This window comes from Streptomyces sp. NPDC036764, from assembly GCF_055609385.1.
Window position 1 is genome coordinate 172,460 of record NZ_JBVJPT010000003.1, and the last position, 25,579, is coordinate 198,038.

21 protein-coding genes are annotated in these 25,579 nt (G+C 72.1%); 7 read left to right on the top strand and 14 right to left on the bottom strand.

Annotated elements, in window-relative coordinates:
• The first annotated feature begins 20 nt into the window (after window positions 1-20).
• Window positions 21-257 (top strand): twin-arginine translocase TatA/TatE family subunit, encoded by a 237-nt coding sequence (locus ACZ69Q_RS15665; RefSeq protein ID WP_471041782.1) that lies wholly within the window; start codon window positions 21-23, stop codon window positions 255-257.
• Between the two features lie 24 nt (window positions 258-281).
• Here the strand turns inward: ACZ69Q_RS15665 and ACZ69Q_RS15670 are convergent, their stop codons facing one another.
• The 4 genes from ACZ69Q_RS15670 to ACZ69Q_RS15685 form a co-directional block, all read right to left on the bottom strand.
• Window positions 282-2,186 (bottom strand): glycoside hydrolase family 15 protein, encoded by a 1,905-nt coding sequence (locus ACZ69Q_RS15670; RefSeq protein ID WP_471041784.1) that lies wholly within the window; start codon window positions 2,184-2,186, stop codon window positions 282-284.
• A 118-nt stretch (window positions 2,187-2,304) separates the two neighbouring features.
• The gene (locus ACZ69Q_RS15675) at window positions 2,305-2,721 is read right to left on the bottom strand and encodes a DUF7144 family membrane protein (RefSeq protein WP_471041786.1); all 417 of its coding nucleotides are present in this window, start codon (window positions 2,719-2,721) and stop codon (window positions 2,305-2,307) included.
• Between the two features lie 40 nt (window positions 2,722-2,761).
• Window positions 2,762-3,220, bottom strand: a complete 459-nt coding sequence (locus tag ACZ69Q_RS15680; RefSeq protein WP_471041788.1) for a PLDc N-terminal domain-containing protein — start codon at window positions 3,218-3,220, stop codon at window positions 2,762-2,764.
• Between the two features lie 79 nt (window positions 3,221-3,299).
• Window positions 3,300-3,941 (bottom strand): HdeD family acid-resistance protein, encoded by a 642-nt coding sequence (locus ACZ69Q_RS15685; protein WP_471041790.1) that lies wholly within the window; start codon window positions 3,939-3,941, stop codon window positions 3,300-3,302.
• Window positions 3,942-4,155: 214 nt separating this feature from the next.
• Between ACZ69Q_RS15685 and ACZ69Q_RS15690 the strand changes: the two genes are divergently transcribed.
• On the top strand, window positions 4,156-5,568 hold the full coding sequence (locus ACZ69Q_RS15690) for a DUF2252 domain-containing protein (RefSeq protein ID WP_471041792.1): 1,413 nt from the start codon (window positions 4,156-4,158) through the stop codon (window positions 5,566-5,568).
• Window positions 5,569-5,587: 19 nt separating this feature from the next.
• On the opposite strand, the gene ACZ69Q_RS15695 is transcribed toward ACZ69Q_RS15690, so the two are convergent.
• The 3 genes from ACZ69Q_RS15695 to ACZ69Q_RS15705 all read right to left on the bottom strand — a co-directional run bounded on the left by ACZ69Q_RS15695 (window position 5,588) and on the right by ACZ69Q_RS15705 (window position 9,075).
• Window positions 5,588-5,785: a hypothetical protein gene (locus tag ACZ69Q_RS15695; RefSeq protein ID WP_147999898.1), complete on the bottom strand. Its 198-nt coding sequence runs from the start codon at window positions 5,783-5,785 to the stop codon at window positions 5,588-5,590.
• 120 nt (window positions 5,786-5,905) lie between these two features.
• Window positions 5,906-6,412: a hypothetical protein gene (locus tag ACZ69Q_RS15700; RefSeq protein WP_471041794.1), complete on the bottom strand. Its 507-nt coding sequence runs from the start codon at window positions 6,410-6,412 to the stop codon at window positions 5,906-5,908.
• Window positions 6,413-6,441: 29 nt separating this feature from the next.
• On the bottom strand, window positions 6,442-9,075 hold the full coding sequence (locus ACZ69Q_RS15705) for a winged helix-turn-helix domain-containing protein (protein ID WP_471042603.1): 2,634 nt from the start codon (window positions 9,073-9,075) through the stop codon (window positions 6,442-6,444).
• A gap of 623 nt (window positions 9,076-9,698) precedes the next feature.
• Here ACZ69Q_RS15705 and ACZ69Q_RS15710 point away from each other — a divergent pair.
• The gene (locus ACZ69Q_RS15710) at window positions 9,699-13,730 is read left to right on the top strand and encodes an nSTAND1 domain-containing NTPase (RefSeq protein ID WP_471041795.1); all 4,032 of its coding nucleotides are present in this window, start codon (window positions 9,699-9,701) and stop codon (window positions 13,728-13,730) included.
• Window positions 13,731-13,965: 235 nt separating this feature from the next.
• Entirely contained in the window at window positions 13,966-14,739 is a 774-nt protein-coding gene (locus ACZ69Q_RS15715) for a glycosyltransferase family 2 protein (RefSeq protein WP_471041797.1), read from the top strand.
• A 75-nt stretch (window positions 14,740-14,814) separates the two neighbouring features.
• Here ACZ69Q_RS15715 and ACZ69Q_RS15720 read toward each other — a convergent pair whose 3' ends face one another.
• The 3 genes from ACZ69Q_RS15720 to ACZ69Q_RS15730 all read right to left on the bottom strand — a co-directional run bounded on the left by ACZ69Q_RS15720 (window position 14,815) and on the right by ACZ69Q_RS15730 (window position 18,080).
• Window positions 14,815-16,035: an amidohydrolase family protein gene (locus ACZ69Q_RS15720; RefSeq protein WP_471041799.1), complete on the bottom strand. Its 1,221-nt coding sequence runs from the start codon at window positions 16,033-16,035 to the stop codon at window positions 14,815-14,817.
• Between the two features lie 225 nt (window positions 16,036-16,260).
• A complete protein-coding gene (locus ACZ69Q_RS15725) occupies window positions 16,261-17,028 on the bottom strand; it encodes a TIGR03943 family putative permease subunit (protein WP_471042606.1) in 768 nt (255 codons plus the stop codon).
• Window positions 17,025-18,080: a permease gene (locus ACZ69Q_RS15730; RefSeq protein ID WP_471041801.1), complete on the bottom strand. Its 1,056-nt coding sequence runs from the start codon at window positions 18,078-18,080 to the stop codon at window positions 17,025-17,027. The genes ACZ69Q_RS15725 and ACZ69Q_RS15730 overlap by 4 nt, the downstream gene beginning before the upstream one ends.
• Window positions 18,081-18,274: 194 nt before the next feature.
• Here ACZ69Q_RS15730 and ACZ69Q_RS15735 point away from each other — a divergent pair, with 194 nt between their 5' ends.
• From ACZ69Q_RS15735 to ACZ69Q_RS15745, 3 genes are all read left to right on the top strand, one after another.
• Window positions 18,275-20,194, top strand: coding sequence for an NAD-binding protein (locus tag ACZ69Q_RS15735; RefSeq protein ID WP_471041803.1), 1,920 nt, complete (start codon window positions 18,275-18,277; stop codon window positions 20,192-20,194).
• A gap of 65 nt (window positions 20,195-20,259) precedes the next feature.
• Window positions 20,260-20,931 carry an RNA polymerase sigma factor gene (locus ACZ69Q_RS15740; RefSeq protein WP_471041805.1) on the top strand — a complete coding sequence of 224 codons (672 nt, stop codon included), beginning with the start codon at window positions 20,260-20,262 and terminating at the stop codon, window positions 20,929-20,931.
• Window positions 20,928-21,158 carry an anti-sigma factor family protein gene (locus ACZ69Q_RS15745; RefSeq protein WP_471041807.1) on the top strand — a complete coding sequence of 77 codons (231 nt, stop codon included), beginning with the start codon at window positions 20,928-20,930 and terminating at the stop codon, window positions 21,156-21,158. The genes ACZ69Q_RS15740 and ACZ69Q_RS15745 overlap by 4 nt, the downstream gene beginning before the upstream one ends.
• 4 nt (window positions 21,159-21,162) lie before the next feature.
• Here ACZ69Q_RS15745 and ACZ69Q_RS15750 read toward each other — a convergent pair whose 3' ends face one another.
• The 4 genes from ACZ69Q_RS15750 to ACZ69Q_RS15765 all read right to left on the bottom strand — a co-directional run bounded on the left by ACZ69Q_RS15750 (window position 21,163) and on the right by ACZ69Q_RS15765 (window position 25,519).
• The gene (locus ACZ69Q_RS15750) at window positions 21,163-21,669 is read right to left on the bottom strand and encodes a DM13 domain-containing protein (RefSeq protein ID WP_471041809.1); all 507 of its coding nucleotides are present in this window, start codon (window positions 21,667-21,669) and stop codon (window positions 21,163-21,165) included.
• Between the two features lie 116 nt (window positions 21,670-21,785).
• Complete coding sequence (locus ACZ69Q_RS15755; RefSeq protein ID WP_471041811.1) at window positions 21,786-22,667, bottom strand: hypothetical protein; 882 nt, start codon at window positions 22,665-22,667, stop codon at window positions 21,786-21,788.
• A gap of 140 nt (window positions 22,668-22,807) precedes the next feature.
• Window positions 22,808-23,509, bottom strand: coding sequence for a flavodoxin family protein (locus ACZ69Q_RS15760; protein ID WP_471041812.1), 702 nt, complete (start codon window positions 23,507-23,509; stop codon window positions 22,808-22,810).
• Between the two features lie 171 nt (window positions 23,510-23,680).
• A complete protein-coding gene (locus tag ACZ69Q_RS15765) occupies window positions 23,681-25,519 on the bottom strand; it encodes a S9 family peptidase (RefSeq protein WP_471041813.1) in 1,839 nt (612 codons plus the stop codon).
• Window positions 25,520-25,579: the final 60 nt, after the last annotated feature.

The following is a 25,579-nucleotide window of genomic DNA, read 5'->3' on the forward strand; positions in this document are numbered from 1 at the left end:
CACCAGGAGGACAGGACCCCATGTTCGGACTGAGCGAAGTCGCCGTCATCCTCATCGTCGTCATAGCCGTCCTCTGCGCGAAGAAGCTGCCCGAACTGGCCCGTTCGGCGGGCAAGTCGGCGCGCATCCTCAAGGCCGAGGCCAGGGCGGCGAAGGACGAGCACGATCCGGCGACGCCCCGGGTGATCCAGGGCGAGACGGTCCCGCCGGGCACGGCCGACCCCAAGGAGCAGGGCACTCAGCAGCCCCGGCAGTGACCTGCGTCCGAATCCCTTCGGTGATCAGTCCGCCCAGTGACCCCCGGTTCCCGGACGGATGCCCAGGCCGTGGACGCTGGGGTGCAGACGGTCGGCCGCTCGCGGCGTGGTGCTCGGTCTGCTCAGTTCCTCGTCCAGCGCCATCGCCGCGGTGACCAGCGCGAGATGGGTGAACGCCTGGGGAAAGTTGCCGAGTTGCTCGCCGGAGGGGCCGATCTCCTCGGCGAACAGGCCGACGTGGTTGGAGTAGGTCAGCATCTTGTCGAAGGCGTACCGGGCCTGCGCGATCCGGCCGCTGCGGGCGAGGGCCTCGACGTAGAGGAAGCTGCACAGGTTGAAGGTGCCTTCGGAGCCGCGCAGGCCGTCCGGGGAGGCCGCCGGGTCGTAGCGGTAGACCAGGCTGTCGCTGACGAGGTCGTGGTCCATGGCGTCGAGGGTGCTGAGCCAGTCCGGATCGTGCGCGGAGACGAAGCCGACCCGGGGCATGAGCAGCAGCGAGGCGTCCAGGACGTCGGTGTCGAAGTGCTGGACGAAGGCCTGCCGTTTGTCGTGAAAGCCCTGCTCGACGATCTGCCGGAACACGGCGTTGCGGGCCCGCGTCCAGCGTTCGATGTCGGCCGGGCGGGAGGTGTAGACGGCGGCGCGGATGCCGCGGTCGAACGCGACCCAGGTCATCAGCCGGCTGTAGGTGAAGTTCTGCCGCCCGCCCCGGGTCTCCCAGATGCCCTCGTCGGGCCGGTCCCAGTGGTCGCACAGCCAGTCCAGCACTTCGCTCAGTGCCCTCCAGCCGCCGATGGCGCCGATGTCACGGCCGACGATCAGGGCGTCGGCGACCTCGCCGTAGATGTCGAGCTGGAGCTGGTCGGCGGCGGCGTTGCCGGCGCGGACGGGCCGTGAGCCCTGGTAGCCCTCCAGGTGGTCGAGGGTCTCCTCGGTGAGGTGGGCGTCGCCGTCGACCCGGTACATGATCTGCAAGGGGTCCCCGGAGGCCGCGTCACCGGCCTCGATACGGTCGTGCAGCCAGCGGCGGAAGGCGTGCGCCTCGGCCTGGAAGCCCAGGTCGATCAGGGCCCGCACGGACAGCGAGGCGTCCCGGATCCAGGTGTAGCGGTAGTCCCAGTTGCGCTCGCCGCCGATCTGCTCGGGCAGGCCCATGGTGGCCGCCGCGATGGGCGCGCCGCTGGGCGCGTAGGTGAGGAGCTTGAGCGTGATCGCCGACCGGTTCACCATGTCCTGCCAGCGACCCTTGTAGGTGCACGACCGCAGCCAGGACAGCCAGAAGACCCGGCAGTGCTCCAGCAGCCCGATCGCCTCGCCCAGCGACTGTTCGGGCGGGGCTTCCGCGCCGGCCGCCGTGCTGGTCAGCACGACGGCCGCGACCTGGCCGGCCGAGAGCGTGAAGCGGGCGGTGACGTCGTCCCCGTCGGCGTGCAGGGCGATGTCACCGCAGGTCTGCACATACAGGTCGGTGCCGGGTCCGCGCAGCACGGCACGGTGGTCGTCGGGCCTGGTCAGGGTGTGCGGGGCCCGGCCGTAGTCGAAGCGCGGGCGGCAGGCGAACGCGAAGGGCAGGCTGCCGCGTACGACCCTGATGAGCCGGACCATGCGGTGCCGGTCCGTCGGGGCGGGCGACTCGACGGGCGGCATGAAGTCGGCCACCTCGCCGACGCCGCCCGGCGCCATGAACCGCGTGACCAGGATGGCGGTGTCGGACAGATAGAGCTGGCGCGCGCTCATGCCGTCCTCGGGCAGCTCCGCGGCCAGTTGGCAGTGGCCGCCGTGCTCGCTGTCAAGGAGCGAGGCGAACAGGCTGGGCGAGTCGAAGCGGGGTGTGCACCACCAGTCGACGGTGCCCTCGGAGGACACGAGCGCGGCGGTCTGGAGATCGCCGACCATGCCGTGGTCCGCGATGGGTGGGTACTGGTTCACGAGCACCTCCTACGGCAGGTGGACGAAGACCCGGACGGCGGCACCGGCGGTTCTCCGCCGTGCTCCGCGCACTCGTGTGTGTGGCGGCCCACCTGCCGCTGGGGGGCCGGCAGGGGGACTAGCGGAAGTCTTCCTTCCGTGCGACGCACAGCGCCCAGATGATGAACCCGGACATCGCGATCATCACGACCGACCACACCGGGTAGTACGGCAGGGAGAGGAAGTTGGCGATGATGATCAGACCCGCGATGGCCACGCCGCCGATCCGGGCCCACACCGCCGGCTGGAACAGCCCGATGCCGATGATCACGGCGACCGCGCCGAGGATGAGGTGGACCCAGCCCCAGCCGGTGAGGTCGAACTCGAAGACGTAGTTGCGGGTGGTGACGAAGACGTCGTCCTCGGCGATCCCCATGATGCCGCGGAAGACGGCGATGAGTCCGGCGATGGTCAGCATGACGGCGGCGAAGACCGTCAGGCCCCCGGCCCAGGCGTACTTGGTCTCGTGCGCCTGCTTGGTCTGCATGGCGGCCATGGTTGTACCTCGCTTCCTTGTAGGTGCTCAGGTGCCTCGGTCAGGACGGGGTGGCGGAGTCGCCGCGGGCGGACGGGCCGGAGCCGCTGAGGACGAGTTCCTTGGCACGGCGGAACTCGTCGTCGGTGATGTCGCCGTGGGAGCGCATCTCGGAGAGCTTGGCGAGCTCCTCGGCGCTGCTCGGCTTCTTGGCCTCACCGGCCCGGTCGCGGACGTAGTCGTCGAACATCCGCTGTTGCTTCTGGGCGTGGTCGATCTCGCGCTGGCCCATCGACTTGCCGCGGGCGATGAGGTACACGAACACGCCGAGGAACGGCAGCACGATGCAGAAGACCAGCCAGCCGGTCTTGCCCCAGCCACTCAGGCTGTCGTCGCGGAAGATGTCGCCGATGATCCGGAAGAGCAGGACGAACCACATGATCCACAGGAAGAACCACAGGAGCGTCCAGAACATGCTCAACAGCGGATAGTCGTAGGCGAGGTACGTGGTCGTGCTCATCGTCTGCCTCCGTCCCGAGCGGGGTACTCGGCTGCCGTCCCCGCCGCTTTCAGCGTGCGCATGCTCAACGGGAACGGCCTCACCCTGGGCGGGTGAAGCCTTCCCGGTGCAGTGCGGACCGCCAGGCGAAGGCGAGCCCCAGCTCGGTCAGCCCGAGCAGCAGCAGCCACAGGCCGACCAGCCTGGTCAGGACGACGGCGGACTGGTTGGGCGTGGCCAGCACCACGATGCCCGCGACGACGCCGAGCAGCCCGGCGACGAGGACGAACCCGCGGTGCGGCAGGCCCTTGGCCGCAAGGGCCGTCCAGGCGGTCAGCATGCCCGTGACGACCCAGACGGCACCCACGATCAGGGACAGCGCGGCGATCGTCTGCAGCGGGTTGCGCAGACACAGCACCCCGGCGAGGACGTACAGCGCCGCGGCGAGCAGCGCCAGATGCCGGTCGCCCTGCTCGCGGGCGAAGGAGGCGACGAACCGGAAGCCGCCCGTCACCAGCAGATACAGCCCGATGATCACCGCCAGGACGTGCAGGGAGGCGTCCGGCCAGGCCAGGGCCACGATGCCCGGCACCAGCGTGGCCACCGCGGACCCCAGCAGCCACAGCCACGAGCCGCCGAGGTCCGCCAGCAGTTGCTCGGCGTCCTGGTCGGCGGCGGGGCCCGTCCCGTCGGTCAGAGGATCGGGTCCGGTGTCCGGCCCCGGACCACGCGACATGGTCATGGCTCCTCCTCGCGTGATACGGCCGGCGGCCACCGGACCTCCGACGGGACGGTGTGCGGCACCCTCACCGGGCCAGCGTGGCGCCCACCGGCGCGGGCCGGGTCACCCCTCACGGGTGATCCGCGGACGGGTCGGTGGCGATGGGGTGGGGTGGAAGGGTCCGCCGGTTCTGCGCGGGAGCAGGGCGAGGCTGCCCGGAGGTGGAGGGTGAGCCATGTCGATACCCAGTGCGTTCGCGGTCCCGCTGTCGCCCGACGAGAGGGCGGCGTACGGCAGAAGCGCCCGTAGTCGCGTCTCGCGTTCCGGCCAGGGCCGGTACGAGGGAGGGGACCGGACCGACCCGATCGAGGTGATCGAGCGCCAGTCGGCGCAGCGCGTCCAGGAGTTGGTGCCGATCCGCTACGGCCGGATGATGGAGTCGCCGTTCCGCTTCTACCGGGGCGCCGCGGCCATCATGGCGATGGACCTGGGCCGGATGCCGCACACCGACCTGACGGTGCAGCTCTGCGGAGACGCCCACCTGCTGAACTTCCGGCTGCTGGCCTCCCCGGAGCGCCATCTGGTCTTCGACATCAACGACTTCGACGAGACGTATCCCGGGCCCTTCGAGTGGGACGTCAAACGGCTGGCGGCCAGCTTCGTGATCGCGGCACGCGCCAACGGGTTCTCCACCGCCGAACAGGACGCGGCCGTGCAGGAGTGCGTGCGGGCGTACCGGGGGCGGATGCGGGAGTTCGCCGGGATGCGCACCCTGGACATCTGGTACGCGCAGGACGACGCCGACCACATGAGTGAGCTGATGGCGTCCTCCATGAGCAAGGAGGCCAGGCGCCGCACGGCCAAGGCGACCGCCAAGGCACGGACCCGCACCTACCTCCAGGCCTTCGCCAAACTCACCCACGTCACCGCCGAGGGCCTGCGGATCGCGCCGGATCCCCCGCTGATCATCCCGCTCAGCGACCTGATGGCCGACTCGGGCGCGGGCGACGAGGCGAAGGACCTCCAGACCGTCTTCGAGGCGTACGCGGAGACCCTGTCGTCCGAGCGCCGGCACCTGCTGAGCCAATACCACCTGGTGGACATCGCCCGCAAAGTGGTGGGGGTCGGCAGCGTCGGCACCCGCTGCTGGATCATCCTGCTGCTCGGCCGGGACGACGACGATCCCCTGCTGCTCCAGGCCAAGGAGGCCCAGGAGTCGGTACTGGCCGCGCACACCGACGGCCATGTGCACTTCGACAACCAGGGCCGCCGCGTCGTGACGGGACAGCGGCTGATCCAGACGACCAGCGACATCTTCCTGGGCTGGACCCACATCGTCAGCGGCCTCGACGGCCGCGACCGGGACTTCTACGTACGCCAGCTCCGGGACTGGAAGGGCATCGCACGGCCGGAGACCTGGGACCCCGCCATGCTGCGTCTGTTCGGCACGCTCTGCGGAGGCAGCCTCGCGCGCGCCCACGCCCGCTCCGGCGACCCCGTGGCCATCGCCGCCTACCTGGGCGGCAGCGACCGCTTCGACCGTGCGCTGACCGACTTCGCGCAGGCCTACGCCGATCAGAACGAGCGCGACTTCGAGGCACTGGGCGTCGCCGCCCGCTCGGGCCGGGTACAGGCGAAGGAACTCTGAGGACAGACGGTTTCGCGCTTCATTCGGGCAACTGGCGCATCTCCAGTACCCGCAGGCCCAGCGACTGGCAGCGGGCCAGCAGGCCGTAGAGGTGGGCGTCGTCGACGACGGGACCGAACAGCACCGTCTGACCGGACATGACCACGTGATCCAGCTCCGGAAAGACCTTGGCCAGGGTCTTCGACACATGTCCTTCGACACGGATCTCGTAGCGCATGTGCTGCCTCCCGCCGACAGCCGCTGGCAGACCTGCCGCGGCCATCGTCCCGCCGCGGCGAGGACACCACCTCACCCGGCGCAGGTGACCCCCCCTTCGCCGAGGGAATCGCCGAGGGAATCAGTGCGTGACGACGATCTTGAAGACGATGATCAGCAGACCGAGCAGCAGATTGACCGAGGCGGTGACGGCCATCAGCGGCCATCCGGCGCCGGCCCGGCGGGCTGCGGCCACCGACCAGCCGACCTGACCGGCCACCGCCACCGACACGGCGAGCCACGCGGCCCCCGACACGTCCAGCCCCAGGAGCGGGCTGACGGCCACCGCCACCGCCGGCGGGACGGCCGCCTTGACGATCGGCCACTCGTCCCGGCACACGTGCAGCACGGTCCGCCGGTTCAGGGGGTGCTGTGCCAGGCGGGCGCCGAAGAGCTGGGCGTGCACATGCGCCACCCAGAAGACCAGCCCGGTCACCAGCAGCAGCGCGACCAGCTCCGCGCGGGGGTAGTCGCCCAGGGCGCCGGCGCCGATCACCACGGAGGCGGCGAGCATGGAGCCGTAGACGCCGCCGGTGTAGTCGGCGCCTGCTCGGCGCTCGCGCGCGGTGGGCGGGTCGGTTCGGGACATGGCCGCCTCTCGCGGTCGGCGCACGTGCGTCACAGCAGGTGCAGCTCGCGGGCTCGTCGTACGGCGTCGTTGCGGCGGTTGACCGCCAGCTTCCGGTAGACGCTCTTGAGGTGGGTCTTCACCGTGTTCACGGAGACGTACAGATCGGCGGCGATGTCCTCGGTCGACATCATCTGGGCGAGCCGTTGGAGGACATCGCGCTCCCGCCCGCTCAGGTGCTCCACCAGCAGCGGCCCTGGCTCGTCGGCCGCGGTGCCCGGCATGAGCCAGCCCGCCGCCAGCCCGCGCAGCGGTTCGCCCGCCAGGTACGGCCCGACCCACGCCCCCGCCTCCAGGAAGGGCAGCCGCAGCCGCTCGCGCCTGGCCTCCGTCAGGGCCCGGGCGAGCAGCCTGCGCACGGTCGCGGCGTCGCCCGCCGCGTTCGCGGCCTGTGCCCGCAGCAGCGTGGCGCGCACGAGCAGCGCCGGGCCGGTGTGCTCCTCGGTGCCGATGACGTCGAGCAGTTCCAGCGCCGCGGCCGGATCGCCGGCCGCGAGGTGGGCCCGCGCCGCGCCCACCGCGCAGGTGGGCTGCTGGGAGGCCACCGGCTCCAGCACCTTTGCCGCCTCCCTCGGCCTGCCCTCGGCCAGGTGGGCGGCCGAGGCGACCAGCGCGGCGTGGCCGCGCTCCCAGGGGGAGGCCACATCGGCGGGCACGGCGGCCTCGGCGGCCGCGAGGGCGGCGCGCGCCTTGCCCATGGCCAGCAGGAGATGGGCGGTGGCGATGGAGCGGCCCGCGGCCGTCACCGGGTCGCCGGGCGCGCATCCGCTCGTCCGGTCGATGAGTTCCTCGGCCTCGGCCAGCTCGCCCCGGTCCACGGCCACGGCGGCCAGGACCAGGTGGCCGAGGGCGGAGGCCGATGCCTGGGGCAGGCTGAACCGCTCGGTCTCGGTCAGCGCCGCGACGGCTTTCCGTTCCGCGCGGGTCGGCCAGCCGTCGAGGTAGTCGATGAGCGCCAGATGCTCCAGGGACTGCTCCCGCGGCAGGGCCGTCGCCGCGCCGGCGGTGCTGTCCGCGACGGTGGTCAGGGCGTCCCGCGCCGCGTCGAAGCGCCCGGCCCACAGCCGCGTCGAGCCCAGGTGGGTCAGCAGCAGCGCCGGCAGCTCGGGGTGCTTGTCGAGCAGATGGACGGGGACCTCCCGCTCCAGCTCTCGGGCGGTCCGTACGGCCTGCTCGGCGCGGCGGGGGGAGCCGGCCAGCCGGGCCGCGAGGGCCCGCAACAGGGCGCAGCTCAGTTGGGCCGCGGCGGGGCCGGAGCCGTCGGCGGCCAACTGCTCCTCGGCGTGCTGGAGATGGGCCAGCGCCTGGTCCAGGTCGCACTGGGACAGATCGCGTGCCGCGCGGACCAGGTCCGCCGCCGGGCTCGTCGGCCCGGGGCCCATGCCGGAGAACAGCTCGGTCAGTTCGTCGGAGCGCAGGCCGGTGAAGAGCTGCCCGATCGCCAGGTCGTCGACGAGCGCGCCGGCGGTGAAGTCCCACTCCCCCGCCGCCGCGCCGTGGGCCAGCATCTCCGGCAGCAGCCCGGAGCGCCCCAGCCAGCGTGCGGCCCGCAGGTGCAGCTCCGGTTCCAGGTCGGCGGAGCGCTCGCGCAGGTGGGCCCGCAGGATCTCCCGGAACAGCGGGTGCAGGCGGTACCAGGTGTGCCCGAGGTCCTCGACGAAGGCGTTCGCACGGTGCAGCCCGGCGAGGATGGGCTCGGCGTCCGTCCGCCCGGTCAGCTCGTTGGCCAGCCCGACGCAGAAGCGTTCCAGGACGCTGACCCGCAGCAGCAGGTCCTGGGTGGGCGGCGGCTGCCGTTTGAGGACCTCCGCGAGCAGGAAGTCGGCGACCGTGCTGTGCCCGGCCTCGAACTCCTTCAGATAGCCCTCCGGGTCCGGCTGCTGCCGCGCGGCCAGGGCGCACAGCCGAAGGCCGGCCGCCCAGCCCCGGGTGCGGCCCACGAGGGCGTCGGCCGCGTGGACGGGCAGGCACAGCCCGTGCAGTTCCAGCAGGGCGACGGTCTCCTCGGGCGTGAAGGCCAGCTCGGCGTTGCGGATCTCGGTCATCGTGCCGGCCGTGCGGTAGCGGTGCAGCGGCAGCAGCGGCTCGGTGCGGGTGACGACGACGAGCCGCAGTCCGGGCCCGGCGTGGTGCAGCACGAACTCGAGCTGTTCCGAGAGTTCCGGGGAGTTCACGCGGTCGTACTCGTCGAGCACCACGGTCACATTCCGGGCGCTGTCGCCGAGCTGTGCGGCGAGCCGGGTCAGCAGGGTGCGGCTCACCTTGTTGGCGGGGCAGCGGATGTCGTCGGCGACCGGCACACCGCGGGTGCGCAGGGCCTGCAGGAGATGGGCCCAGAACATGCCGGGGCTCTGGAGCGCCGGGTCGAGCGTGAGCCAGGCGACCGGCTTTCCCAGACCCGCCGCCCAGTCCGCGACCAGCAGGGTCTTGCCCGCTCCGGCCGCGCCGTTGACCATCGTCAGCGGGGTCCGCAGGGCCTGGTCGAGGTGCTCGACCAGGCGCTCTCGCCGCAGGAAGGTGCCCGGCCGGGCCGGCAGCGCGAACCGGGTCCGCAGGTACGGGTCGCCCAGCGGATCGACGTGGTCGGCGGCCGCTTCGTTCGGGATCTCGTCGCTCACCACCACCACGCTCACCACCCTGCGCGATCGGGGTCTGCTCCCCCCACCACCATCACAGCTTTGCCGCGTTCCTGCTCGCCAGGGTCCGAAAACCGCGCCACCCCCCGATTTCCGGCAAGGAGACGCAGGTCGGATTCGCCCATGTCACAGGGCTCGGGCCGGCTCGTCCCCGTGGGTCGCCGGCGCGGAGAACGTGGCCCGGCTGCTTACCTGGAGCCCAGACAGGGCCCGCGCAGCACCCCTGACCGCATCGTCCGGCACCGGTCCCTCCCCTCGTGGGGACCGGTGCCGAACGGCGGGGCGGAGTCGATCCTCGACCCGCCGGCCTGGTGGGCCGACTGGTCAGAGCGGATCGAGCAGAACCTGGGCGGCGCGACGCGCTTGCGGCCGAAGCGGATCTGGATCCGTCGAAAGGTGTCCGAGAACATGCGGCGCCATGAGTGGTGTCTCCGAGCTCCGGGCTGGTGGCCTGCCTGGGCGACGCGCGAGCGGTGCGCACTTGCGTCGTGATCCTGCCAGCCGCGGGTGCCGGCGGGGAGGTTCCGGTCTCCGGACAACGCATTAACCGCAGGTCAGCCGTATAAGGTGAGTTTTCCGGTCCGGATGCCCAGGTGCGGCTGAGTAAAGGAGTGCAGGCCTTGAGTTCCGACTCCTCGGCGCGCACAGCCTTCGCGGAACGGCTCGCGCTGCTCTACAAGGAGGCCGGCAACCCGCCCCTGAAGAGCGTGGCCGAAGCGGTCGTGCGGCTCCAGCGGGTCGACGAGCGGGGACGGCCCGTACGGGTCTCCGCCCAGCGGATCAGCGACTGGCGCCGGGCCAGGAACGTACCCGCCCAGTTCGCCGCCCTGTCGGCCGTCCTGCACGTACTGATCCCCCAGGCGCGGCGCGAGCGGCCCACTCCCGTGTCCGCCGGCCTCTACGACCTCGGGCAGTGGCAGCGGCTGTGGGAGCGGGCGACGGCCGGGGAAGAGGAGGAGCAGACTCCGGTCGAGGACAGCGCGATGTCCGGCGGCGTGTGCCCGTACCGGGGGCTCGCCTCCTACCGGCAGGAGCACGCCCGGTGGTTCTTCGGCCGGGAGCGCAGCACCGAGGCCCTGGTCGCCCAGTTGCGCGCGGTGGAGAAGAGCGGCGGCCTGGTCATGCTGGTCGGCGCCTCGGGCGCCGGGAAGTCCTCCCTGCTGAACGCCGGCCTGGTGCCCGCCCTGCGCGACGGCGCGCTCGGCGGTGAGAGCGCCGGGGGCGGCTCGGTCGTGCAGTTCGTGCCGGGCGCCGATCCGCTAGCCGAACTGACCCGCCGGATACCGGAACTCGCCGACGTCATCGCCTCGGCCGGCCCGGACCGCCCGGCGGACGCGGACGATCCGGGCGGCGGCCCGGAAGGGTCCGACCGGGCCGACGCCGGGGAGTCCTGTGCGGGCTTCGTGCACGCCGCCCGCGAGGCCGTCACCGCATGGGCCCGCCGCGAGGCCCCGGCCACCGCGCCCGCGGTCCTGATCGTCGACCAGTTCGAGGAGACCTTCACCCTCTGCCCCGACGAGTCGGACCGCCGCACCTTCGTCCAGCTCCTCCAGGCCGCCTGCACGCCGGGCGACCCCGCCGACCCGCCGCCCGTCCTCGTCGTCCTCGGTATCCGCGCCGACTTCTACGAGCAGTGCCTCGCGCACCCGGAGCTGGCCGACGCCCTCCAGCACCGGCACATGGTGCTCGGGCCGCTGACCACCCCGGAGCTTCGGGAGGCGGTGACCGGGCCGGCGAAGGCGGTCGGCCTGGAGCTGGAGCCGGGCCTCGCCGAGCTGATCGTGCGGGAGGTCAGCGCGGACGGGCCGCGCGGCACCCACGACTCGGGCGCGCTGCCCCTGCTGTCGCACGCGCTGCTCGCCACCTGGCAGCGGCGAAAGGGCGGCCGGCTGACGGTGGCCGGATACCGCGCCGCGGGCGGCATCCAGGGCGCGGTCGCCGCCACCGCCGAACGCGCCTGGTCCGGCCTCGACCCGGCGGCCCGCACGGCCGCCCGGCTGCTGCTGCTCAGGCTGGTCCGGCTCGGCGAGGACACCCAGACGACCCGGCGCCGCGGCACACGGCGCCAGCTCGCGGCGGAGTCGACGGATCCGGGCAAGACGGAGGAGTCCCTCGAAGCGCTGGTGCGCGCCCGGCTGGTCACGCTGGACGCGGAGACCGTGGAGATCACCCACGAGGCGCTGCTGCACGCCTGGCCCCGGCTGCGGGACTGGATCGACGAGGACCGGCAGGGCAATCTGCTGCGCCAGCGCCTGGAGGAGGACGGCCGGGCCTGGGAGGCCTCGAACCGTGACTCGTCGCTGCTGTACCGGGGCTCCCGGCTGGAGCAGGCGCGCGGCTGGGCGCGGTCGGCCGGGGACACCTTCCTCACCCGGGGCGCGGTGGAGTTCCTGGCCGCCTCGGTCCGGCTGCGCCGGCGCACCGTCTGGATACTGCGCAGCGCGGTCGCGGCGCTGGTCGCGCTGGCGATGCTGGCCGTCGGCGCGGCGGTGGTCGCCTGGCAGCAGCGCAACGACGCCATGTTCGCGCAGGTCCTCGCCGAGGCGGACCGCTTCCAGTACACCGACCCCTCGCTGTCCGCCCAGCTCGACCTGGTGGCGCACCGGCTGCGGCCGGACGACGAGGACACCGCCAGCCGGCTGATCTCCATCGTGAACGCACCGCTGGCCACGCCCCTGCGCGGCCACACCGGCGCCGTCTACCTCACCTCCTTCAGCCCCGACGGACGGCTCCTGGCCACCGCCAGCTACGACCGGACCGTACGGCTGTGGGACGTGGCCGACCGAAACCGGCCCAAGCCGCTGGGCAACCCCCTGACCGGGCACAAGAGCTGGGTGAGCAGCGCGGTCTTCAGCCCGGACGGCCGCACCCTCGCCAGCGCCGCCGACGACGGCACGGTCCGGCTGTGGGACGTGACCGAGCCGAGCCGGCCGCGTCCGATCGGCGTGCCCCTGACCGGGCACGAGGGCACGATCTACCTGGTCGCCTTCAGCCCGGACGGCCGCACCCTCGCCTCCGTCAGCGAGGACCGCACCGTACGCCTGTGGAACGTGGCCGACCCGCGGCGGCCGAAGGCGCTCGCCACGCTCACCGGCACGGACGCGGCCGTACGGTCCGTGGCGTTCAGCCCGGACGGCGACACCCTCGCGGCCGGGGGCGACGACGACACCATCCGGCTGTGGGACGTGGCCGCGCCGGACCGCCCGAAGCGGCTCTCCACCCTCACCGGCCACACCGACCTGGTGCACTCGGTCGCCTTCAGCCCGGACGGCCGCACGCTCGCCAGCGGCAGCGCGGACGACACCATCCGGTTGTGGGACGTGGCGGACCCACGCCACGGCCGGCCGCTCGGCGCCCCGCTGACCGGGCACACCGGCCCGATCTGGTCGGTGGCCTTCAACCCGGCCGGCAACACGCTCGCCGCCGCCAGCGCGGACAGCACCGCGAGTCTGTGGAACGTCAGCGACCCGGCCTATCCCTCACAGGTCGGCGAGCCCCTCGCGGGCGCCAGCGGCGAGATGTACGCGCTGGGCTTCAGCCCCGACGGCCGCACCCTGGCCACCGGCAGCGGCGACAGCAAGGTCCGGCTGTGGTCGATCCCGACGTCGGACATGATCGGCCGCAGCGGCGCGTTCCGGCCGGACGGGAAGGTGCTGGCCACGGCCGCGCGTGACGGCAGCGTCCGGCTGTGGAACGTGGCGAGGCCCGCCCGGCCCGTCCTGCTGAACGCACCCTTCATGCCCGACGACGGTGGCCAGCGCTCCCTGGTGTTCTCCCCCGACGGCGGCACCCTCGCGGTGCTGACCGGCAGCCGCGCGGTCCATCTGTGGGACATCCGCGACCCGGCCCGTCCGGTCTCCCTGGGCCCGCCCCTCACCCTGCGCACCCGGTTCATGGGCCCCGACGCGCTCGCGTTCAGCCCGGACGGCCGCACTCTGGCCACCGCGTACGACGACCGCACGATCCGGCTGTGGAACGTCGGCGACCCCTCCCATGTCGTCCCGCTCGGGGAACCGATCGCCGGCCACACCGGCTACATCAACTCCCTGGACTTCAGCCCGGACGGCCGCACGCTGGCCAGCGGCAGCGCGGACTCCACCGTGCGGCTGTGGGACGTGGCCGCGCCGGGCCACCCGAAGGCGCTGGCCCGGCTCACCGGGCACACCGGGCCCGTCAACGCGCTCGACTTCAACCGGGACGGCCGCACGCTGGCCAGCGGCAGCGACGACGACACCGTACGGCTGTGGGACGTCTCCGACCCGCGTGCGGCGAGCCTGCTGGGCTCCCCGCTCACCGGTCACACCGAGGCGGTCGTGTCGCTGACGTTCAGCAAGGGCGGGCGCTATCTCGCCAGCGGCGGCAACGACAACACGGTCCGGCTGTGGAACATCTCCACCCCGTCCGACGCCTCCGCGATCGGCCAGGCGATGAGCCCCAACGCCAAGACGGGCAACTTCCTCTCCTTCAGCCCCACCAGCCACATGCTCGGCGTCTCCAGCGGCACCGACACCGTCCGGCTGTGGAACCTCGACGTGGACCAGGCGATCAGCCGCGTCTGCTCGACGACTCAGGGCGTGCTGACCCGGGACAAGTGGCACGAGTATCTGCCCCGGTTGTCGTACGAACCGCCCTGTTTGCGGTAGTCGGGTGCACTCAGTGATCGGGCTGCGACGCAAGTGATGCAGAACGGACTCAGCGGACAGCGGTTTCCGTGATCCCGATCACAACGCCTGCTCACAGCCGATGAGGCGGCTCCCGTGAGGCAGGCAGCCTTGTTAGTGTTGGCACCAGCCCGATCGCTGGTGCATCCCCCGTCGCCAGCGATCGGGTCTTCTCATGTCCGATGATGTCCGACGTGATGAGTCGTACGAGAAAAGGATGGTGACCGCCGCCGTGTCCCGGCGCGTCGTCGTCGTCACCGCAGTCCACGCCCCTTCGGCGAGGTTTCTGCCCGAGGCCCACGAGTCGCTGCGCGCGCAGGAGTTGCCGCCCGACTGGGAGTGGCACTGGGTGATCCAGGAGGACGGGCGCACGGACGAGGTCCGGCCCTACGTCCCCGACGACCCACGGGTGACCTTCCGTCAGGGACGGCCCGGCGGCCCTGGTGTGGCCCGGACCCTCGCGCTGGCGCACGCCGAGGGCGAGTACGTCAAGATCCTGGACGCCGACGACCGGCTCACCCCGGGGACGCTGGCCCGTGACCTCGCCGTACTGGAGGCCGACCGCACCGTCGGCTGGACCACCTCCCGGGCCCTGGACCTGCTGCCCGACGGCACCACAGCCGGTTTCCCCGGCGACCCCGACGACGGGCCGATCGAACCGGGCGCCGTGCTCGACTTCTGGCAGGCCAACGACTTCCGCGCCCAGGTCCACCCGGCGACCCTGTGCATGCGCCGGGACCTCCTGCTCACGCTCGGCGGCTGGATGGCCCTCCCGGCGTCGGAGGACACCGGCCTGCTGCTCGCGCTGAACTCCGTGAGCCGGGGCTGGTTCTCGACGCGGACGGGACTGCTCTACCGCAAGTGGGACGGCCAGGCGACGGGCCAGGCCGCGCACGTCGACCCCGCCGAACGGGCCGCGCGGATGGCGGTGGTGGCCGCCAGGGCACGGGCGCTGGGCTCGTTCGGCTGGCGGTACCCGCCCGCCGGGTGAGGGATACGGCCCCGGACGGGCAGCGCTCGGCGGCCTCCCGCACCCGCGGGCCGACATCGGTCCTTCGCGCCCCTCCTACTTCTCCTGGTCAAAGGGGAGTTCGAGCATCCGGATCGCGTTTCCGCGCAGCAGCTTGTACGCGACCTCGTCGGACAGCCCGCCGACGTGCTCCTCGGCCACCCGCTTGGTCTCCGGCCAGGTCGAGTCGACGTGCGGATAGTCGGTCTCGAAGGTCGCGTTGTCGACGCCGACCGTCTCGATCGCCTCGATGCCGTGCTTGTCCCGGAAGAAGCAGCAGAAGATCTGGCGGTAGTAGTACGTCGACGGCGGCTCGGGGATCAGGTCCTTCACGCCGCCCCACGCCCGGTGCTCCTCCCAGACGTCGTCCGCGCGCTCCAGGGCGTACGGGATCCAGCCCATCTGACCCTCGCTGTACGCCAGTTTCAGCCGGGGGAACTTCACCAGGACCCCGGAGAAGAGGAAGTCCATCATCGACGCCATGGCGTTGTTGAAGCTCAGCGAGGCCTGCACGGCGGGCGGCGCGTCGGGGGACGCGGCCGGCATCTGGGAGGAGGACCCGATGTGCATGTTGACGACCGTGCCGGTCTCCTCGCAGGCCGCGAAGAACGGGTCCCAGTAACCGGAGTGGATGGACGGCAGCCCGAGATAGGTGGGGATCTCGCTGAACGTCACCGCGCGCACCCCGCGCGCCGCGTTCCGGTGGATCTCCGCGACCGCCAGGTCGATGTCCCACAGCGGGATCAGGCACAGCGGGATCAGCCGGCCGCCGCTGTCGCCGCACCACTCCTCGACCATCCAGTCGTTGTATGCGCGCACACAGGCGAGCCCGACCTCCTTGTCCTTGGCCTCCGCGAAGGTCTGGCCGCAAAAGCGCGGGAAGGTCGGGAAGCAGAGCGAGGCCTCGACGTGGTTGATGTCCATGTCCGCGAGCCGCGCCTTCGGGTCCCAGCAGCCGCGCCGCATCTGCTCGCGCGTGATGCCGTCGAGCGTCATCTCGTCCCGGGAGAAGCCGACGGCCGCGATGATGCGCTTGTACGGGAAGAGGTCGCCCTCGTACTCCCACCAGTCGGTGAGCTGGCCGTCCGGATCCGTGGTGAACCGGTACTTCCCGCCGATGTACTCGAGCTCGCCGATCCCGGCGGTGAGGGGCTTCGGGCCCCGGTCCCGGTACTTGGCCGGGAGCCAGGTCTCGAAGAGATGCGCGGGCTCGATCACATGATCGTCCACGCTGATGACCCTGGGCAGGTCCTTCGTGCCGCTCTCGGTACTGGCCACGCCATGCCTCCCGAATCTGACGACCCATCAGATTCAGGGTAGGGGGCGGGTCGGGGGGCGGCAAGAGAGGGCGACTTCGGGAGCCGTGGGAGAAGGCGGCTCCGAGGCGTGGGAGAGGGCGACTCCGGGAGCCGTGGGAGAAGGCGGCTACGGAGGCGAGGGAGAGGGCGACTCCGGGAGCTGTGAGAGAAGCCGGCTCCGGGAGCCGTGGGGAGAGGGCGCTCGTCAGCCGTTCCAGCTCTCGTCGTACGGGTCCGTCGGCTCTGCCACCGGCTTCGCCTCGGTGACCTCGATGAACGGGATCGGGCCGCCGTTGACCGGGTCCTTCGCGCGGCGCGGGGTGTAGGTGCCGGTGACGCGGAGCCAGGTGTCCGGCTGGAGGACCGGCGGCACCTCGCCGGTCAGGGCGACCTTGACCGGCTGGGCGTCGGCGGCACAGCAGTTGAGGGCCATGCGGACGAGGTAGGGGGTGCCGTCGCGGTCCAGGGCCACGAAGCCGGTGAGCTGGATCCGGCGGTTCTGGAGGGTGCGGCCGTGGTCGTAGACGGCGCGGCCCGCGTAGTCGACGACGTTGAGGGGCAAGGGGTCGGCCGCCGGCAGGTCGGGGTAGGCGAGGGGTTCCTGGAGGGCCGTGCCGGTGCGGGTGGCGCTGTAGGAGCCGAGGGCGGGCGGGGCGACCAGGATGAGGGCGAGGAGGGGGAGGACCAGGAGCCAGGAGATGCGGGGTTCGCGGTGGGTGTGTTCGGCGTGGGGGTGCTCGACGTCGGGATGCTCGGCGTCGGGGTTTTCGGCGTGGGCCTGCTTCCGGCTTCGGGCCCGCTTGCGCTCGTACCAGACCGTCGCCAGCGCCGCCGCGATCAGCACCGCGCCGGACACCAGCACCAGCGGGCGCAGGCCCTGTTTGACGTAGCGCAGATAGAGGTCGGTGGTGGCGGCGTGCAGCAAGGACGCGCCCAGCAGGAACAGGACTGCCGATTGGGCCTGGCGGTTCACAGCATCACCCATCCGGTGAGCACCGACACGAGCACCGCCAGCACGAAGGTGGCCGGGGCGAAACGCAGGGCGAAGGAGCGGCCGAAGGTGCCCGCCTGCATCGCGAAGAGCTTGAGGTCGATCATCGGGCCCACCACGAGGAAGGCGAGGCGGGCCGTCAGCGAGAACTGCGACAGCGACGCCGCCACGAACGCGTCCGCCTCCGAGCAGATCGACAGCACGACGGCGAGGACCGCGAGGGCCAGGACCGACAGCACGGGGTTGTCGGCCGCCGCGCTCAGCCACGTCTGCGGGACCACCGCCTTGAGGGTCGCCGCCGCCATCGCGCCGACCACCAGGAAACCGCCCGCGTGCATCACGTCGTGCCGGACCGAGCCCCAGAACGCCTCGCCCTTGCTCTGACCGTCGTGGGACGGACGCGACGGCGGCTTCAGCCAGTCGGTGCGGCCCAGGCGCAGCCACAGCCAGCCCATCGCGCAGGCCACCAGCAGGCTCGCGACCAGGCGGGCGAGCACCATCTCCGGGTTGCCGGGGAAGGCCACGGCGGTCGCCGTCAGCACGATCGGGTTGATCGCCGGGGCGGACAGCAGGAACGTCAGCGCCGCGGCCGGGGTGACACCGCGCCGGACCAGCGCCCCGGCCACCGGCACCGACGCGCACTCGCAGCCCGGCAGCACCGCGCCCGCCGCTCCGGCGACCGGGACGGCGAGGGCGGGGCGGGACGGCAGGGCGCGGGCGAAGAAGGCCGGCGGCACGAACACCGCGATGGCCGCCGAGAGCAGCACGCCGAGGACCAGGAAGGGCAGCGCCTGCACCATCACCGCGACGAACACCGTGGTCCAGCTCTGCATGACCGGCGCGGCCAGCGCGCCGCGGATCGGGCTCTGGAGCAGGACCAGGGCGAGCATGAGGATGGTCAGCAGCAGGGGGGAGTTGAGGTGCCGGCCCTCTTCCTGCGGCTTCGCCGGCGGGTTGGGCTTCGCGGATGCGCTGGGCTTCGCCGGTTGCCCGCGGTCGTCGGTCCGCTGGGGGCTGGGCTTGGTGATCGCCACGGGCGAGGTACCTCCGGTGGTGCGGAACGGCGCTGGTCCCGGCGCTGGTTTCCCTCCCCTCCCATACGGTCGCAAAGGCCCGCGCGTTCAGTTTCGGCGGGGCCGCTCCTGGAACCACCCGTCACCTTGAGGCACTCTTTCCCCTTGTGGGGAGCGTTCCGAATCAGGGCTTAGCGAGTGACACGGTCGCGCACATGGTCGTGTGCGGCGACGACGGGCTCGCGCACCGGCTGGCCGCCGAGTTGCGCGGAGTGTACGGCGAACAGGTCACGCTCGTCGTGCCACCCTCCGAACGCACGGTGCGGCCACCGGTCGTCGGCCGGGCCCGTGCGGCGTCGGCGGCGCTGCTGGACCGCGTGGTGAACGCGGCCGTGGGCCGTGCGGGCGGCGCGGCGGGCGCCGGCGAACCGGCCGGCAGCGTGCGGGTGGTGGAGGCGGCCGAGGCGACGGAGGCCGCGCTCGCCGACGCGGGCGTGGAACGGGCCGGCGCGCTCGCCCTCGTCTATGACGACGACGAGACCAACATCCGCGCCGCCCTCACCGCCCGCCGCCTCAACCCCCGGCTCCGGCTCGTCCTGCGGCTGTACAACCGCCGGTTGGGCCAGCACATCGAGGAACTCCTGGACCAGGCGGCCACGTTGGCGACGGGCGCGGACGACGCCGGTCTCGACGCCTCCACCACCGTCCTGTCCGACGCCGACACCGCCGCCCCCGCCCTGGCCGCCGCCGCGGTCGCCGGCACCACCAAGGTCGTACAGACCGACGGCCTGCTGCTGCGCGCGGTCGAGCGCCCGCCCCTGAACCCGGGGCAGACACCCCCGTCCGGGCTGGTCACGCTGGCCCTGCTGTCCGCGAACGGCCACGAACCCGGCTCGGGCGACGGTTCGGAGAACGCCGAGCAGGCACCGCTGCTGCTGCCGGACGACACGACCGTGCAGGAGGCCAGGGGGCGGGGCAGGGTCGTCCTGGAGCAGGTGTCGTACGCGGGCACGTCGATGCCGTCGAGCGGAGGCGGGCGCGGCATCGTGCCGGCGTTCGGCTCGCTGTTCTCCCGGCGGCTGCGCTGGTCGCTGGCCGGTCTGGTGGGCTGTGTGGCGGCACTGGCCGTGGCGCTGTCGGTGGTGACCGGGGAACACCCGCTGTACGCGACGTACATGACCCTCCTCGACCTCTTCGCCATCAACGATCCCGCGCTCCACCAGCCCCTGGCCCGCCAGCTCCTGCAGTTGCTGTCCGGGCTGACCGGTCTGCTGCTCCTTCCGGTGCTGCTGGCGGCCGTACTGGAGGCCCTCGGCACGTTCCGCACCGCCTCCGCCCTGCGCAAGCCGCCCCGCGGACTGGGCGGGCACGTGGTCCTGCTCGGCCTGGGCAAGATCGGCACCCGGGTGCTGACCCGGCTGCGTGAACTGAACATCCCCGTGGTGTGCGTCGAGGCCGACCCCGACGCGCGCGGCCTCGCCACGGCCCGGCGGCTGCGGGTCCCGGTGGTGCTCGGGGACGTCACCCAGGAGGGCGTCCTGGAGGCCGCGAAGATCCACCGGTCGCACGCCCTGCTCGCGGTGACCAGCGCGGACACCACGAACCTGGAGGCCGCGCTGTACGCCCGCTCCGTGCGCCCCGACCTGCGCGTGGTCCTGCGCCTTTACGACGACGACTTCGCCACCGCCGTCTACCGCACCCTGCGCGCCGCGCACCCCTACGCCTCCACCCGCAGCCGGAGCGTGACCCATCTGGCCGCGCCCGCGTTCGCCGGGGCGATGATGGGGCGGCAGATCCTGGGCGCCATTCCCGTGGAGCGGCGGGTGCTGCTGTTCGCCGCGGTGGACGTGGCCGGCCATCCCCAACTGGAGGGCAGGACCGTCGGACAGGCCTTCCGCCCCGGGTCCTGGCGGGTGCTGGCCCTGGACCGGACCCCGCCGGACGGGCGCCGGGACGAACCGGCGACGGAGGAGTCCTACGAGGACACCCGCGCGGGCGACGGGCCGGCGGGGTGGGTGTGGGACCTGCCCGACACCCACGTCCTCCAGAAGGAGGACCGCGTCGTACTCGCCGCCACACGGCAGGGGTTGGCGGATCTGCTGGGGCGACGGTCGCGGGAGCGGGCCGCAACGTAGCCTGAGCGGGGGGGGGAGCGCGTCCTGGCCGGCGCTCCCGGTCGACGGCCGGCGAGGAGAGACGAATGACGGGCGGACGCGAACTGCCCCCGGACGAAGTTTTGGTCCGGCGGCTGCGTGACGGTGACGAGGAGACGTTCGCCCTCGTGCTGGACACGTGGTCGGGCAGCATGCTCCGGCTGGCCATGTCGTTCGTGTCCACCAAGGACTCCGCACAGGAGACCGTCCAGGACACCTGGCTGGCGGTCATCAAGGGGATCGGCGACTTCGAGGGCCGTTCGTCCCTGAAGACCTGGGTGTACCGGATCCTGGTCAACACGGCCAAGGCGCGCGGCACGAAGGAGAGCAGGACCGTTCCCTTCGCCAGCCTGCTGCCGGAGGAGGAAGGGCCGACGGTGGACGCCGACCGGTTCCGCGCCCCCGGCGAGCCGTACGCCGGTCACTGGGCCGTCGGGCAGAAGCCGCATCCCTGGCACATCCCCGAGGACCACGTCCTGCGCGGTGAGGTCCGCGAGGTGATCTCGGAGGCGATCGACGAGCTCCCGCCACGGCTGCGCACGGTGATCACACTGCGCGATGTCGCGGGGTACGGCTCGCAGGAGGTGTGCGACATGCTGGAGATCTCGCCGGGAAACCAACGTGTCCTCCTTCATCGGGCCAGGGCTTTGTTGCGCCGTAAACTGGAGAAGTACTTGTCCGGTGCCCATGACGTCGCGGGCGGGAAGGGACAGGCGTGAACTGCAACGAGTTCGTGGAGCTGGTGACCGAGTTCCTCGACGGCGCCCTGCCCGAAGGGGACGAGCGCCGCTTCATCGAGCACCTGGCGGAGTGCTCCGGGTGCGAGACCTACCTGGACCAGTTCCGTCAGACGATCGCCACGACGGGCGAACTGACCCCGGACGCCATTTCGTCGGAAGCCAGGCAGCAACTGCTCAGCGCTTTCCGGGACTGGCCGAGGGGTTGAGCGTTCAGGCGCTCTGCTTCAGCTCGGCCGCGCCGAACGACACGCTGAAGCGCTCGCACCAGATCGTCACCGTGGAGAACTCGTTCAGGTCGGTACCCGCCGGGATCGCGTAGTTCTGGTTGCCCTCGTTGCCCTTGAGGTCGCCCAGGTCGACATGCTTGCCGTCGTCGAGGTTGCCGCCGCCGTCCCGGCGGACCGGCTGGTCGCTGAGCCACACGTGCAGGGCCGGGCCGTCGGAGGTGCGCAGATCCGTCAGGCGCAGCGTGGCCTTGCCGCCGTCGGGCTTGAGGACCTCCACCGAGCCACTGGTCTCGTGCTCGTGGGAGATGAAACTGCCGGTCTCCGACGGCTTCGCCGGCGCCCCCTGCCGTCCGGTGGCCACGGGAGCCGCCTCATCCACGCGGTTGGTGGTGAACAGCCGCCAGGGCTGGAAGAGGTAGAGCCCGACGGCCGCCGCGACGACGACCACCGCGGTGGTGATCCAGAGGACGGGGCGCTTGTTTCGGCACATGAGGGTTTTCCGTTTCTCGTTCGGGTGTCGGCATTCAGAGGCGGAAGGAGCGGCGAACGTTACAGACGAACGCCCGCCGCTCTTCCGGAACTTCGGTGCCCGCAGATCTGGGGCCGTCAGCAGTTCTCGGGGGCGGGGCGCGGCCGCTCGGGCTCGCCGGCGTGCGGGGCCCGCGCGCGACGCAGTTCGTCGGCCTCGTCGCGGACGGCGTCGAGCCGGACCTCGAGCATGCCGACCCGCTCGCGGTAGCGCTCCAGCTCGGCCCGGACGAACACGGCGTCCGCCACCTGGCCGGCCGTCTCCTCGCGGATCGCGGCGGTCTCGGCGGCGAACTTCTCCTGCGCGGTGTCGAGCACGGTGACGGCCATGTCGGCCGCCTCCTCGGCGAGCGTGGCGCGCTCCTCGGCGGCCAGGATGCGCTGCGCGGCGGCGCGGGTGACCGTCTCGATCCGGGCCTCGGCCGCCGCGGAGTCGGTGATGATCGCCAACTCCTCTATGTAGGACGGCAGATCGGCGGCGAGCTGCTTGATGAGCGCGACGAGGGCGTCGCGCGACCGGGCGGCACGGTCGCTGTCGACCGGCGCCATCGCGGCAATGGCCGCCATCGCCTCCGCCTCGCTGTGACCGGCTTCCACCGGCGCGTGCTCGGACGCCTCGGCGATCTGGGCGGGCGCGTGCTCGTGCGGCACCATTTCGGCGCCGGGGGCCTGCCCGGACGGCTCGGGGGTCGCGGGCCAGGCCTGCCCGGCGACCGGCGCCTGTGCCTCCTGCGCGCCCTCCTTGGCGGCCTTCTTGGCCTCGGCCGCCGCACGCTTGTCCTCCCTGCGCTGCTGCCGCTTGGCGCGGAACTGCCGGAACGCGCCGAGCGCGTTGTGCTCGGGGTGTCCGCAGTAGCGGTGCGCCGTGCCCTGCGCGTCGGGGGCGAGCGGCTCGGCCGGATTGGTACAACCCGGGTAGGCGCAGGTGGGGGTGGTCTCGACGGTGTTCTCGACGGTCATTTCGAGCCTTTCACTATGGGTTCAGTGATATTCCGGATTCGGCGGTGCTGCGGATTCGGCGCCGATCCGGGTTCAGCGCCGCTCCGGGTTCAGCGGTACTCCGGGTTCAGCGCCGCTCCGGGTTCAGCGGTACTCCGGGTTCAGCGGTACTCCGGGTTCTCGAAGTCGAACCGGCACCCCGCGTCCCACTCGGAACGCTGGTTCCCGTGCGCCGGAATGCCACCGGCGTCCTTGAGCAGCCGCGCCAGATGCAGCAGGTTCCACGTCATGAACGTGGTGTTCCTGTTGGTGAAGTCGTTGGCGGGGCCGCCGGAACCGGGATCGAGATAGGAAGGGCCCGGCCCGGCCTCTCCGATCCAGCCCGCGTCCGCCTGCGGCGGGATGGTGTACCCCAAGTGCTGCAAGCTGTAGAGGACGTTCATGGCGCAGTGCTTGGCGCCGTCCTCGTTGCCGGTGATCAGGCAGCCGCCGACCCGGCCGTAGTAGGCGTACTGGCCGGCGTCGTTGAGCAGGCCCGAGCAGGCGTAGAGCCGCTCGATGACCAGCTTGGCGACCGAACTGTTGTCACCCAGCCAGATCGGCCCGGCGATGACGAGGATGTCGGCGGCCATCACCTGCCGGTAGATCGACGGCCACGCGTCGCGTTCCCAGTTGTGCTCGGTCATGTCCGGCCATACGCCGGTGGCGATCTCGTGGTCGATGGGCCGCAGGTGCTCGACGGAGACGCCCTGCTTCTCCATGATCCGCGAGCTGAGGTCGATCAGGCCCTGTGTGTGGCTGCGCTCGGGGCTCTTCTTCAGCGTGCAGTTGAGGAACAGCGCACGCAGGTCGTCATGGCTCATACCCCTCAGTGCCGCGGGGCCGCCGAACGTTACAAGTCGGTTTGGCAGTTGGGTGCCGGGCCCGGCGCACGCCGCTGCGCGCCGCCGTCGAAAGCGGTCGGCCCGCGCTGGACCGAGGTCCCCTGCGCGGGCCGACGTCGCATGCCTCAGCCCTCTTCGGGCGGGCGGCGATCAGGAATCGCGCTGCACCTTCAAGTGGCGCTCCGCGAAGTCCAGTTCCAGCCGTACCTGCTTGATCCGCTCGTCCACCACCAGCGAGCCGTGTCCCGCGTCGTAGCGGTACACCTCGTGCGCCGCGCCGCGGGCCTCAAGGCGCTCGACGTAGTTGTCGATCTGGCGGATCGGGCAGCGGGGGTCGTTCACGCCTGCCGAGATGTAGACCGGGGCCTTGACGCCGTCGACGTAGGTCAGCGGGGACGACGCCTCGTAGCGCTCCGGTACCTCCTCCGGGGTGCCGCCCAGGAGGGTGCGGTCCATGGCCTTCAGGGCTTCCATCTCGTCGTGGTACGCGGTGACGTAGTCGGCGACCGGGACCGCCGCGATGCCCACCGTCCACGCGTCCGGCTGGGTGCCGAGGCCGAGGAGGGTGAGGTAGCCGCCCCAGGAGCCGCCGGTCAGGACCAGGCGGGACGGGTCGGCCAGGCCGGAGGTGACGGCCCATTCACGGACCGCCGCGATGTCCTCCAGCTCGATCAGGCCGACCCGGTGCTTGAGCGCGTCGGTCCAGGCGCGGCCGTAGCCCGTCGAACCGCGGTAGTTGACCCGGACGACCGCGTAGCCGTGGTCCACCCAGGCCGCCGGGCCCGCCGCGAAGGCGTCGCTGTCGTGCCAGGTCGGGCCGCCGTGGATGTCGAACACGGTGGGGAGCGGGCCCTCGACGCCCGCCGGGCGCTGGACGAGGGCGTGGATACGGCCGCCCGGGCCCTGCACCCACACGTCCTCGACGGCGACCGAGCCCGGGGACTTCATGCCGGGCGGGTCCAGCACGACCTGTCCGGTCGTCGAGCGCACCGCCGACGGCTCCGCCGCCGACGACCACAGGTACTCCACGCTGCCGTCCGGCCGGGCCGTCGCCCCGGAAACCGAGCCCGCCGGGGTCGGGATCCGCACCGCCTCACGCCGCTCCAGGTCGTACCGGAACAGCTCGCTGCGTGCCTCGAAGCTGTGCACGATCAGCAGACCGGTGCCGTCGGGATACCACTCCGCGCTCACATCGCCCGGCAGCTCCAGCGCGAGGTCCGTCTCCTCCCCCGTCGCCACGTCCCACACCAGCGGCTCCCAGCGGCCACGGCGCTGATGCCCGATGAGCAGCCGCGTGTCACCGTCCACCGGGGCGAAGCCCAGGACCTCGAGGCCCAGCTCCTCGGTGCCGCCCTTGGTGTCGTCGAGCTCGGCGACCGCCGTGCCGTCCGGGCGCAGGACGCGCAGGGCCGAGTGCATCGCGTCGCCGTGCTCGGTGTGCTCGACGGCGATCAGCGTGCCGTCGTGCGAGAGGTCGCCGACGCCCGCGGACTCGCGGTGGCGGTAGAGCTCCACCGGGGGCTCACCGGCGCGGGCCAGATGGATCGTCGTGCCGTCCTCGTCCGTGGAGCGGCCCACGATCGCCGTACGCCCGTCCCGGCCCAGGGCCAGGCCCGCCGGGTAGGACGGGTCCAGGCCCGGCGCCGCGAGCTCGTCCTCACCGCCGTCGAAACGCTGCCGGCGCCAGACGCCGAACTCGTCGCCGTCCTTGTCGTCGAACCACCAGATCCAGGTGCCGTCCGGGCAGAGCACGCCGTCCGTCGTGCCGTTCGGCCGGTCCGTCACCTGGCGCTGCTCGCCCGTGGCACGGTCCCAGGCGTACAGCTCGTACGTGCCCGTGGCGTTCGACACGAACAAGGAGCGGTCCGGTGCGTCCTCCGCCCAGTCGGGCAGCGACACCCGAGGCGCCCGGAAGCGCTTCTCCCAGTCCGGCATGTCCTGGTCCTGCATCTGGTGATCGGGCGAATCGGACCCGTGGCTCTCAGTCATGGCCCCATAGTGCCTGGCCCGGCAGACAATTCGCTGGCGAGGTCCCCAGCCTGTGGATAA